A 12414-nucleotide genomic window follows, 5' to 3' on the forward strand; every position below is an offset into this window, starting at 1 on the left:
TCCCTTGTGAAATTAGGCAAGCCTAATCTTACTCGATACTGCAATATAGTGTACCATAGTATATATAATTTCCCGGCATTGAACAAAAGTTGCTCATTTAACAATCTAGCTTGATTTTTCAACACAAATGATTTAAATCTTAATTTGAATCCATACACCAATGCCCAAAGAATCTAAGGAATCCAAAATACCCGAACTTATAATAGGTGTTAGAAACTTTGCAGCTCTTAAAGCATGCCAGCAGCACGCAGATGCAGTTTACTTTTCTCTGGACAGACTCAGTCTCAGGTCACGTGCACAGGAAATAACGACTGAAAACCTTGCTTCTTTTATTGATGAAATACATTCACAGGGACTTAAAGGGTATCTGGCTGTGAACTCCGTAATATATCCAGATAACCTCAACGAGCTTGATGAAGTGCTTGAATATGCAGCCTCTGCGGAAGTTGATGCGGTTATTGCATGGGATCCTGCCACTATAACAAAAGCAGCAGAAAAAGACCTTCGCATACATATATCAACCCAGGCAAATGTCTCAAACCAGATAACAGCAGAGTTCTACAGGTCACTTGGGGCCAGCAGAGTAGTGCTTGCAAGAGAACTTAGCCTTGAGCAGATCGCAGAAATCAAAAAAGATACAAAGATAGAACTAGAAGCGTTTGTACACGGAGCAATGTGCCAGGCAATCTCAGGCAGATGCTATCTTTCAGCATATCTTCTTGGAAAATCAGGCAACTGTGGAGAATGCAGCCAACCATGCAGATGGGAATGGTCCCTTCATTCAGATAACGGTGCAATAGTTGATATTGAAGGGAAATACCTTATGAGTGCAAAGGACCTTTGCATGATCGAGTACATACCCGAACTTGTAAAAGCAGGAATTGATTCATTCAAGGTTGAAGGAAGATTACGTAATCCGGGTTATACTGCAACTGTATCAGAGTCTTATCGAAAAGCCATTGACCTCTTCAAAGAAGGGAATTTTACCAAAGACAAAGTACTTCCACTCAAAGAGAAAATGGCACTCGAATACAATAGAGGTTTTTCAACAGGTTTTTATTTCGGATATCCAGGACCTGACAGCCTTGCTTTTGATTTTGACATGAATGCATCACCCGTAAAACGGGAAGCTGTAGGAATAGTAACAAACTATTATCCAAAGCAGTCTGCCGCAGCAGTAAAACTTATGGAGCAGGGACTTAAGAATGGTGACAGAATCATCATCGAGGGTAGTACTAGCTATCTTGAACAGGAAGTCACATCTATTGCCCTTGAAGGCAAAGCAGTAAATTCCGTGGAAAGAGGAAATGAAATTGGACTTGCTGTAGAAGATGTCGTTCGCAAAAATGACCGTGTTTTCAGAATCAAGAAATGACCGATCTATTTCTACTTTTTTGACCCTCAGTCTTATATTGAGACTATATATTTTAAGAGTAAATATATAATTCTAATAGACAAGATTCTTATGACAAATGAACTATAGAGAAGGCCGAGCAGGAACAACTGTTCATAAAAGCAAACCTTTCAATTTCAAAGAATAATGTCTGAGGAATGATGAAATCATGAATGATAATGATTCTGCAAAGAGAGAGCTTATCAATAAGGCTAAAAATTCTGTAATTAACTTCAACGATGCTGAAGCAACAAATGTAGCTATGGAGACTATCAGGTCAGGTATTGATCCGGTGGACATCATTGAAGAAGGATTTATCGAAGGTATGAAAACAGTTGGTGACGGATTTGAATCCGGAAAATTGTCTCTCATGGACATACTCACAGCTTCAAAAACAATGAACAAAGGAATATCACTTCTTAAACCGGCAGCAATCAGCGCCCATGAAGACAGCTGTTTCTTTGGAAACTTAATGTTATCACTTTAAAAATAAAAAGTATGCGAGAGCATACATTCAAATTTCTGTTTTTCTTTTATTAGTTTTCTTCTATCGGTTTTGGTTCTATTTGTGCCATTTATTATTCAGGGATGATAATTAATATATTATTAATAACAATACTACTGCCGATAAGATTTGGAGAAGAATATTATGGATGAATTTATGAATGCAGCTATTGATGAAGCTAAAAAAGGACTGCAAGAAGGAGGAATACCCATCGGATCGGTCCTTGTAAAAGATGGAAAGATCATTGGGAAAGGCCATAATAGAAGAGTTCAACATGATGATCCCCTAGCACATGCGGAAATTGACTGCATACGTAATGCTGGAAGGATTGGAAAATACCAGGGAACTACAATATACTCCACACTTATGCCATGTTACCTCTGCGCTGGAGCAATCGTACAATTTGGCATAAAAAAAGTAATTGCAGGCGAATCAAAAACATTTGATGGTGCAGCAGAGTTCATGAAAGAACATGGTGTTGAAGTTATTGACCTTGATATTGATGAATGCAAACATATCATGGAAAATTTCATTCGTGAAAAACCAGATATCTGGTATGAGGATATTGGTAAATAATTCCTCATGCTTTTTTTACGGTTGCCCAGAAAGAACTCCCCTTTCCGGCAGGATTATCATGCACACCAATATGTCCACCGTGCAACTCAACTATCCTTTTTGCAATAGCAAGACCAAGACCTGAGCCTTTAACAGCCTTCCTCTTTTCGGCAAGACGCTGGAAGCGATTAAATATCAGAACCTTATCCTTATCAGGAATTCCTTCTCCTTTATCTGATACAATTATTTTCCATTCGTCGCCAAGGTCCTGAACATCTACAGTTACAACACTGTCTGAAGGACCATATTTTATTGAATTAGAGATTAAATTGATAAAAACACCATCAATAAGCGGATTTATTACAGCAGGATAATTACCGGGGGCTTTCATATCAAGAGTAATATTCTTTGCTGCAAGTTGTGGTTTGAATTCCTCGGCAACATTTCGAAGAATCAGACCAATATCCATTGGCTTAAATTCTAACTTATCCGTATCTTCAAGTTTAGCAAATTTTGCAGCAGATTCTATCATTTCAATAAGGCGAGTTACATTGCTATCAATGAGTTTAAGCTTGTATTTTTTGTTCTCATCGTTTTCCTCATTCAGCAACATGTCAGTAAAACCTTTTACAACACCTGCAGGATTTAAAAGATCATGACGAAGAATATCAGTAAACAGGTCTTTGAGTTCGTTTGAGCTTTTAAGCTGGGCTGCATAATCATTCAGCTGGGACTCTACTTCCTTTCTCCTGGATATATCCCTTACAACTGATATTAAACCTTTATCAAGAGCTGTCAGCGATACCTCGTGGAAAAGTATAGTGCCATCCTTTTTCCTCCCAACAAGCTCACCCTGCCACTTACCTTTCTTTTTAAATTCCGGCAAAATAGTTGAGTTGAAAAGTCCTATTTCAGAAGGATTGTAGAGAATAGCCCATTTATTACCAATTATCTCTTCTGGATTATCATATCCAAAAATACGGGCATGTGCAGCATTCACATAACTGTAAACACCCCTTTCGTCAAGAATAGCCATACCATCTACAGAAGCTTCCATGGCATATGTCCGCTCCCGAAGCTTTTCTTCCGTCTTTTTCCTTATAGTAATATCCTGACCTGAAAAAAGGACGCCTATAACCTTGCCACGTTCATCCGTAAGCGGTTTGGAATACCAGTTAACTATACGCTCTTCATTATTTTTAGTAATTACCGGACATTCATAATAAGTACTACCTGCACCAGAAGTATTCACTGAATTTAAGAAATGGATTTCCATCTCTGACCTGGAAGAAACAGGAATGAATTGTTCCAAAAGATTCTTTCCGACAACCTCTGATTCCTCATAGCCCAGAATCTCAAGACCTCTTTTATTGATGAGAGTTATATTCTGGCTACAGTCAAGTGCAAGCATCATTACAGCTGCAACATCCAGGTAATTCTGTGCCTGATCACGTTCCATGATCACATTATCATGGAGATCCTTAATTCGAAGAAGAGACTTTACTCTCATTTCAAGTTCAAGTCTGTCAACAGGTTTTGTCAGAAAATCATTGGCCTTGGACTCGACACCCTTTAAACGATCCTCCCTTCCGGAAAGAGCAGTCACAAGGATCACAGGTATAAACTGGGTAGTCTCTGAATTCTTAATTTTCTCACATACCTGATACCCATTCATATCGGGCATCATGACATCAAGAAGAACAATATCTGGCGAGTCATTAAACACAATATTTAGTGCATCGAGACCATTATAAGCAGGAAGAACATCATAATCTTCAGAAAGGTAAGCCTGAAGCAACTCTACATTCATTGGCTCATCGTCTACAACTAGAACCCGGGGTTTATCAGAGAGTGTCATGATCAATTGCGTGAATGGCCTGGATTTGAGAACTCCACTTCCTGATTAGGAATAAGAATTCAAGTTTTGAAGTAATGCCATATGTCAGAAGATTACTATAAATAATAGTTTATAGATTAACAAATAACTTGTTGAAATAATTGACGTCTTTTTTTCTTAAGAGTTAGTCTAATACTTAAGCATTGCCGAGAACTGTAAATAAGCATACAGTAAAAAGAAGAAAAAAAAGAGAGAACACCTGATCAGAAGTGTTCAAACTTAAACATAGCTGAAAATTAAGAATTTATTCGGGATTTGGAAACTCATTTAAGTGTTTTTCTTTGTAGCAAGCATATCAGCGAAATAGAAATTACAGTTAATGTGAATTCGAATCCCGGAATTGAATTTTCAACATCATTTGTTTCACTATTTGAAGATGAATCATCATTATTGGGTACACTATTAGCATTATCAGTAGTATCAGATTCATCATTAGAATCAGAAGACATATCGACAACAACTACATCTTCTGAATCAGAGGATGTGTCATTGACAGACACCTCTTCAACCTGATTTGTAGCTGTTGAGGAAGAATCCTCTATTGTAACTACCTTTACAGGATAGAAAACATAGCCTTTTGTACTACCATCTGTACCTGTACTGCCTTTTCCCTCATCAGATGCCTTAAAATACAAATTACCTGTAATTGGAGTTGCTGTTCCTGCACTAACACTGATAGATATGGAGTCGCTGTTTGACAATGTTAATCCACTTGCAACTGCCTCATCAACTTCAAAGTTACCAAACTCATCGCCTGATGATACTTCTATGTAACTATCCTTATCTGCAAGCCATGTATACTTAAGAACTGCGAAGTTGTCTACCTGTCCTGCAAATATTGAATCCACATAAGTAAGGAAGTATATGTGATCATCACCGTCAGAACACTCATCTTCAACGAAGTATATTTTATCATCGTTGCTTCCATCCGTGGAAACTACACCAGTATCAAGTTCCTCGCCATTCTTATACAATGTTATGTAACACTTTGAACCATCAATATCAACAGCATTCATTACCAGTGAATAACCATTTTTCATAGACCACTCTTCACCGCTTTTCATAGTTTTCTTATCACTATCACTTTGCTGCATCAGAATCTTTGCAAGTTTTGTGGCATCATTATCAACTACACAATAGTTAGTACCGAATAATGAAAGAGTGTAAAAAAAGTTAACCTTAGTTATGTTAGATTCTTCAGAAAATACTTTGTATTTGGATTTTACCTGCTTTGTGGTGTAAATCAGTTCCCCTTCATCAATTACATGAGCAGTTGGGTTTGCTGAACCAAGAGAAGGACTTCCTCCATCATCATCATTTTCAAAGTAAAGGTGTTCCCCGGCACCTGCAGAAAGTTGAGTGTATTTGTTAGCAGCAAAATATAGTCCAGGGAAATTAGAGTAGTCCCATGATATATTATCTGCATCAGTAATTCCCGTATCAATTGGTGCTCCCCTTATATCCACCGTAGTGGCAGAACAAGGAGCAACAACTGCCGCAATGAGCAGAAATACCATACCAACGAGGATGTTTTTTTGAGATTTGTATACCATTTTTAGCCTCCGAGTATTCGTCCATTCCCATAAACTATCACGATTTCTAGCGTTATGTTCTAACAAACATAATGATATTTATAGATTCCCATTTTAAACAAATGTTTGGAAAACAATGACAAACAAAATATAATTAGAAAACAGGAAGCAAAGCGTTATAAATAAAGGATTTTAAAGACTGAAAAGTAATTTTCATAGTAACTCAGCGGAATTTCTAACGGGAACAATAACCTGAAGAATACTGCAACATGCCCTATCAAAGATAATATATCCTTTCAGTGAATATGAACACACATTAGATTGTGATTAATCATACGAATTACAAATAACTTTTCTGATACCGGGAAATACCATGGCAAGCCAGAAATTATTGGTAAAGGATGTCATAAAGAAAGCTGATGTCCTTCTAGAAGTTGTAGATGCACGTTTTCCAGATGAAACAAGGAACAGTGAAATCGAAAAAGATATAGCACGTGCAAAGAAGCCTTTTATCATTGTACTTAACAAGTGTGACCTTGTACCAAAGGAAAAACTTGAAAAAGCAAAATCCAGAATGGCAAAAATAGCTCCATCAGTCTTTGTTTCCTCGAAAGAGAGATTTGGGACAACGATGCTCAGGCATAAGATACTGGAAGTAGCAGATATACAGGGAAGAGACATACAGGTCGGTTGTATCGGTTATCCAAATACTGGAAAATCTTCTGTGATTAATGGTGTTGCTGGAAGAGGTAAAGCCTCAACTTCTGCAATATCAGGTCATACAAAAGGTGTGCAGATTGTAAATGCAGGCTCACGTATTGTTTTCCTTGATACACCTGGCGTATTTCCTCTTGATGAACATGATGAATATATACAGGGACTTCTTGGAATCAAAGATTCAACTCACGTAAAAGACCCGATTGGAGTGGCACTGAAAATCATCGAAAAGCTTGTTGAAGAGGACAGAGAATTACTGGAATCATTCTACAAGATCACATTCACTGACGAAAATTCATATGACCTGCTTGAGATGATAGGACTTCAATGTAATTTCCTGAAGAAGAAAGGTGAAATAGATGAAATCAGAGCTGCTATCAGAATTATAAATGACTGGCAGAAAGGACTTCTTCACCGGGAAAGAACTGACTTAGAGTGAAAATTGTAAAGTTAATATACCAATACCAATTACTGTGAGATGGTGCTAAAATGGTAGAATGGAAAAAAGACCTTGGCCTTGAAGGAAGAATGTTATTGACGATGTTCCTTCTGGCTGCAGTATATTTAGCGTTCCTTGTATTCATTTCCCAGTATGCATCTGCAAGCTTTATGCTGCTGTTTGTTATGCTGTTTATGGGAGCACAGTATTACTATTCTGATAAACTGGTGCTGTGGACGACTGGTGCACATGTTGTTTCCGAGGCAGAAGAACCGAAGCTCCATGAAACAATTACAAGACTCTGCGTCATAGCAGGTCTTCCGAAACCAACTGTTGCTGTTGTAAATACTTCAGTACCAAATGCTTTTGCAACCGGCAGAAGTCCTAAAAAAGCTGTAGTTGCAGTTACAACCGGACTTATGCATAAGCTTGACCAGGGCGAACTGGAAGCTGTACTTGCACATGAACTAAGTCATGTTAAGAACAGGGATATGGCGGTTTTGACAATAGCCAGTTTTATCTCAACGCTTGCATTCTATATTGTAAGGTACAGTTTTTATTTTGGAGGCTTTGGAGGAGATCGCAGAAATTCAAACGGTGGACTTATCGCCATATGGATAGTGTCTATTATCGTATGGGTCATCAGTTTCCTGCTTATCCGCGCACTTTCAAGATATAGGGAATTTGCAGCTGACAGAGGCTCTGCACTCATAACAGGTCAGCCTACACAACTCATATCGGCACTTCGAAAGATCAGTGGAACAATGGCAAATGTACCTACAGAAGACCTGCGTAAAGTCGAAGGTATGAATGCATTTTTCATAATACCTGCAGCTGTATCAGGATCTGTCATGAACCTGCTATCAACACATCCATCTATGGAAAAAAGAATAGCTGCCCTTGAAAAGATACAGAGGGAGATAGAGTACTGATGGGTTTTCGAGATCTTCTGGGTTCAGTACTTGGAAGCAGCAGCGTACCTAAAGCAAAAACTGAAAAGCTTTTTGCTATATCAACAGCAGTAATCACACTGGAACTTAACCTGAACCTTAAGCCATCTGCTGTTGCAGGTATTTGCTTTAAGTCCATGGACATGTCAAAGTACGAAAACACCAAAAATGAGATCGAAGATTTGCTGCAATTCAGCACTAAAGAAACAGGTACTGATTTCAGCATTGAGAAAGATGAATATAATTTCATGTGGGTGGTTCTCAGGGATGAAGACTTTGAAGACCTTGTAACCAACATTCACATGATCTCCCAGACACTTGTTGAACAGGGATTTGGTGAACAAATCCTTTGTGCAGTATATCGTTTTGAAAGTAACGGACCTGTATACTGGATTTATAATTTCAAGCAGGGAAATTACTATCCTTTTGTCCCAAGAGGAAAGAACAACAGGGACAATAATATGGAGTTCAGGCTCAAATCGTTGATGGAAAATGAACTTCCAATAGAAAAAGAAGTAGGGAAATGGTATCCCCTATGGAGTATGCCTATTTAAGGACTAAAATAGGTTAGTCCTCAAATATACCTTCACCTTTGAAAACGTCCTTAGCTTCCTCAAATGTCAGGTCCTCTGGTGGGACAATAACATCAGATTCAACTATTTCTGCATCATCGATCTGGCTTCCGCAAGATTTTATACCCTCGATGAGTTTAATAAGCTCAGATTTGTATCCTTCCTTATTTCCTTCTGAAACAAGATCTACAATCTTATTATCAATGACATTCAGTTCATCATAGAAGCTTTCAGGAACTTCATACTGGCCTTCGCCAACTATTCTTATGATCATTTTCCTGCCTCCTTCTTGAGTTGTTCGAGTTCAAGGTCAACGGTTGTTGCGGAGTTTATTTTTGCAAGTTCTCTGTCAATATCATCGCCACTGCTTGTCAGATCATCAAGTGTGCCTGTATCGATAAGTTCATCGAGAGCAGATGCACGGGCTTTCATATTTTCAGTCTTATTCTCAGCTCTTTCTATTGCAAGACCTACATCAGCCATCTCTTCACTGATGCCTGATACAGACTCATTGATCTTTACCTGTGCCTCAGCTGCAGAATACTGGGCTTTTATGGTTTCTTTCTTGGTCCTGAAAACCTCGACCTTGGTTGAAAGACGCTTTTCAGAAGCAACAAGTTTTTCCTGCTCTTTTTCAAGATCGGCTATCTGCTGATCAAGACCCTGAATCTGCGTATTCAGAGAACTCTTTCTTTCAAGTGCCAGACGTGCAAGGTCTTCCCTGCCTACTATGATAGCTTCTCTTGCCTGACTATCAAGCTTTTCAATATTCTGCTGGAGCTTTGACCTCTGCAACTGAAGTCTCTTTTTGGATGTAGTAACTTCAGCAACGCCTCGCTTTACATTCTGGAGCATTTCAAGCTGTTTTTCATAGGAGTAATCCAGTGTTTCACGTGGGTCTTCCATGCGATCCATAAGTTTATTCATTTTTGATTTAACTACTGTTTCCATTCTGCCGAATAGTCCCATATTATTCCTCCTGATGACTCACAAATAAACATATAAAGTGCACACTTGCATAAATGTCTATCTTTCGTAAAAATACCATAAACCCAATTAAAGATGAAAAATAACTTAACTATATGTCAGGCAGGTACAACTTACCAGACCCCCTTACACTTATTCATCCCCGTTCACTGAAAAATCTGAACTACCATCTTCAGGAGCTTATGAAAGGGAGGCTCTGGTTAAAGATCCTAATAGGAATGATGCTGGGTATTGTTACCGGGCTGGTACTTGGACCTTCTACCGGAATATTAACTAAGGAAACGTCCTACACAATTGGCGAATGGCTGGCACTTCCGGGATATCTATTCCTTGCGCTGCTTCAGATGATCGTTGTCCCACTTGTTTTTGCGTCTATTATTCGTGGAATTGCAGCCGGAGAGGATATGGAGCAATTAAAGAAAATAGGTTTAAGAACCGTAGGTTATTTCCTTGTAACCACAGCTCTTGCAATTCTTATAGGGCTGACACTTGCACTGACAATAAACCCTGGAACTTACATCAGCACTGAACTTGTCCAGGGAACGATGGCATCAAATACAACACAAACTGACAGTAGTGGACTGGGGTCCTTTGATGTGGCTGAACTTCCGGGAATGATAACTACAATTGTTCCGACAAATCCTCTGGGATCACTCGCAACAGGACAAATGTTACAGGTAGTTATATTTTCCATAATTATTGGAGTGGCTCTTGTTTCCATGCAGCCGGTGCAATCAAAACCACTTCTTGAGCTGCTGGGTTCCCTTCAGGAAGTCAGTATGACAGTTGTTCGCTGGAGCATGCTTTTAGCACCTGTTGCTGTGTTTGGACTAATCAGTAAATTCACTTTAAACCTTGGAATAGATGCGCTGATGGGAATGCTGGTATACGTTGGTACGGTGCTACTTGGTCTCTTAATTATGTTGATCGTGTACATGCTTATCATTCTGTTAGTGACCGGAAAAAATCCATTGACTTTTTTAAGGTCTGTTCGTGATGTATTATTGCTGGCTTTTTCCACATCGAGTTCTGCCGCAGTTATGCCACTTTCAATAAAGACAGCTGAGGAGAATATTGGAGTCAGACCTTCTATTTCACAGTTTGTTATTCCTCTGGGTGCTACTATCAATATGAATGGTACAGCTCTTTACCAGAGTATAGCGGCTGTGTTCCTTGCACAGGCATTTGGAATTGACCTTGGATTTGGAGAATTACTTTTGATAATGATTACTGTAGTAGGGGCTTCAATCGGTACACCTTCAACACCGGGTGTAGGTATTGTAATTCTTGCAATGATACTGAACAGTGTTGGCATACCTACTTCAGGAATCGCACTTATAATCGGAGTTGACAGGATACTTGATATGAGCCGTACTGCAGTTAATGTGACCGGTGATCTTGTAACATGTGTAATCATGGATAAGTGGGTTGCAGGTAAGAAAACAGCAAATGAGGAATTCATAGAGGTAGCTAACCATGAAGCACAGAGAAGAGTTATTGACGAGGATGTAATTGTAACTGCTCCGGATGAAGCAGTGCAATAAAACTGATACTTAGATAAAAATACAAGAAAATGATCCTGATCAAAAGATCAGGAATCTGATACATTCATAATCTTTGCAAGACTTATACCTTCATCTCCAACTTCTGAAAGCTGATTGTATAATTCACTACGGAGAATGTATTTCTCAGATCTGGTCCCATCAGGAAGTTCAATCTTTATAGCAATCTCTTCCTTATTATATCCTTTAGAGAGACATTCGTTAATCAGGGCACCATATTTTTCGGCAATTAGTTCAAGACATCTTTGTAGAGTATTATTTTTAATTGCATCTTCACCATCAAGAAGTACAGATGCCAGTTTATGGGACTGAACTGCAACTGTGAAATATTGAGACAATTTCTTAATTAGCAGGAGAATGTTTTCTTTATCCATAGCCCTGGCAAGATCAACGTCCTGAGTAATGTCAGTACCATTATGGAAAACCATAAATGTGCTTTTATCTGATATTATTCTGAAAATGTTAACTGAGTCATTATTCTGAAGCAAAACCTCTAAATGCATATCATCGTCATATTCAACAGAAACGATGCGATGGTCAGAGATATCTATTTTCTTTACTTTGTCTTCACGGCGCAATATCCCACCTGTGCTCCATACAGGCAGAGATATTTTCTTAATAAAATCATTCACTTTTAGTGTGTTTGAACTAAATTCCAGATTGAATACATATTCTATATTTCCTGAAGTGGAAGTTTGGATGCCTGAAATAATGCCGTCTTCGGATGAAAGCACGTACTTGCTGTGATCAGCATAAACACCATTTAAAAAGAAAGGTTCCAGAACAGATAACATCTTAGAGTTTAATTGATCAAGTTCATAGTCTATGGACTTGATATCATTTTCAAGTTGCTTTTCAAGTTCTGCTTTTTTCCTGGAAGATATAGCTGATATTGAGGATTGTACGTCATTAATAACATCAGACAAATCCATTGACTCCAGATCAACAGCTTGTTCTCCTATTGAAGAAAGAATACCTTTTTCAAACTGACCGATACCTTCAGTTTTTGCTTCAGTGGAGGAAATGCTTTTCTGTTTCTCGTCATTATGAAGTCTTGCAGACCTCTCAAATGGCACTATTTCTGCTGTTAATTTGAGGAAATCCTGTACATCTTTAATGAAATCCCGTTGAACAGGAAAATCAGTAGAATCCTGAAATGTGTATTTCATAATTTCAAACCCTATAATAAGATGTTATACTAATATGTATATCAGGAATAAAATACTATTGAAATCTAATAATATTAAATCAATAGTGTGGTTTTCAAAGAAACTAATTAAGACTATTTGCAAAAAGAATTGAATT

12 protein-coding genes are annotated in these 12414 nt (G+C 38.3%); 7 read left to right on the forward strand and 5 right to left on the reverse strand.

Annotated features, from left to right (window positions below; genetic code table 11):
• The first annotated feature begins 160 nt into the window (after nt 1-160).
• The 3 genes from FKV42_RS06750 to FKV42_RS06760 all read left to right on the forward strand — a co-directional run bounded on the left by FKV42_RS06750 (nt 161) and on the right by FKV42_RS06760 (nt 2474).
• Nucleotides 161-1375 (forward strand): peptidase U32 family protein, encoded by a 1215-nt coding sequence (locus tag FKV42_RS06750; protein ID WP_154809459.1) that lies wholly within the window; start codon nt 161-163, stop codon nt 1373-1375.
• Between the two features lie 187 nt (nt 1376-1562).
• Nucleotides 1563-1880 (forward strand): cobalamin B12-binding domain-containing protein, encoded by a 318-nt coding sequence (locus tag FKV42_RS06755; protein WP_154809460.1) that lies wholly within the window; start codon nt 1563-1565, stop codon nt 1878-1880.
• 162 nt (nt 1881-2042) lie between these two features.
• Nucleotides 2043-2474 (forward strand): nucleoside deaminase, encoded by a 432-nt coding sequence (locus FKV42_RS06760; RefSeq protein WP_154809461.1) that lies wholly within the window; start codon nt 2043-2045, stop codon nt 2472-2474.
• A 4-nt stretch (nt 2475-2478) separates the two neighbouring features.
• Here FKV42_RS06760 and FKV42_RS06765 read toward each other — a convergent pair whose 3' ends face one another.
• On the reverse strand, nt 2479-4311 hold the full coding sequence (locus tag FKV42_RS06765) for a PAS domain S-box protein (RefSeq protein WP_154809462.1): 1833 nt from the start codon (nt 4309-4311) through the stop codon (nt 2479-2481).
• 302 nt (nt 4312-4613) lie between these two features.
• Entirely contained in the window at nt 4614-5903 is a 1290-nt protein-coding gene (locus tag FKV42_RS06770; protein WP_154809463.1) for an S-layer protein domain-containing protein, read from the reverse strand.
• 352 nt (nt 5904-6255) lie between these two features.
• On the opposite strand from FKV42_RS06770, the gene FKV42_RS06775 reads away from it, so the two are divergent.
• From FKV42_RS06775 to pspAB, 3 genes are read left to right on the forward strand one after another with little or no spacing between them, the layout of a single operon-like run.
• Nucleotides 6256-7038, forward strand: coding sequence for a GTPase (locus FKV42_RS06775; RefSeq protein WP_154809464.1), 783 nt, complete (start codon nt 6256-6258; stop codon nt 7036-7038).
• Nucleotides 7039-7088: 50 nt separating this feature from the next.
• On the forward strand, nt 7089-7970 hold the full coding sequence (htpX, locus tag FKV42_RS06780) for a zinc metalloprotease HtpX (protein WP_154809465.1): 882 nt from the start codon (nt 7089-7091) through the stop codon (nt 7968-7970).
• Complete coding sequence (gene pspAB, locus FKV42_RS06785) at nt 7970-8542, forward strand: PspA-associated protein PspAB (protein WP_154809466.1); 573 nt, start codon at nt 7970-7972, stop codon at nt 8540-8542. Before htpX ends, pspAB begins: the two co-directional genes overlap by 1 nt.
• A gap of 13 nt (nt 8543-8555) precedes the next feature.
• Here the strand turns inward: pspAB and pspAA are convergent, their stop codons facing one another.
• Nucleotides 8556-8834: a PspA-associated protein PspAA gene (gene pspAA, locus FKV42_RS06790; RefSeq protein WP_154809467.1), complete on the reverse strand. Its 279-nt coding sequence runs from the start codon at nt 8832-8834 to the stop codon at nt 8556-8558.
• Nucleotides 8831-9529 (reverse strand): PspA/IM30 family protein, encoded by a 699-nt coding sequence (locus FKV42_RS06795; RefSeq protein WP_154809468.1) that lies wholly within the window; start codon nt 9527-9529, stop codon nt 8831-8833. The genes pspAA and FKV42_RS06795 overlap by 4 nt, the downstream gene beginning before the upstream one ends.
• A 113-nt stretch (nt 9530-9642) precedes the next feature.
• Here FKV42_RS06795 and FKV42_RS06800 point away from each other — a divergent pair, with 113 nt between their 5' ends.
• Nucleotides 9643-11091 carry a dicarboxylate/amino acid:cation symporter gene (locus FKV42_RS06800; RefSeq protein ID WP_154809469.1) on the forward strand — a complete coding sequence of 483 codons (1449 nt, stop codon included), beginning with the start codon at nt 9643-9645 and terminating at the stop codon, nt 11089-11091.
• Nucleotides 11092-11138: 47 nt separating this feature from the next.
• On the opposite strand, the gene FKV42_RS06805 is transcribed toward FKV42_RS06800, so the two are convergent.
• Complete coding sequence (locus FKV42_RS06805) at nt 11139-12278, reverse strand: hypothetical protein (protein WP_154809470.1); 1140 nt, start codon at nt 12276-12278, stop codon at nt 11139-11141.
• Nucleotides 12279-12414: the final 136 nt, after the last annotated feature.

Origin of the sequence: Methanolobus vulcani, assembly GCF_006546655.1 — an archaeon.
Lineage (GTDB): Archaea > Halobacteriota > Methanosarcinia > Methanosarcinales > Methanosarcinaceae > Methanolobus > Methanolobus vulcani_A.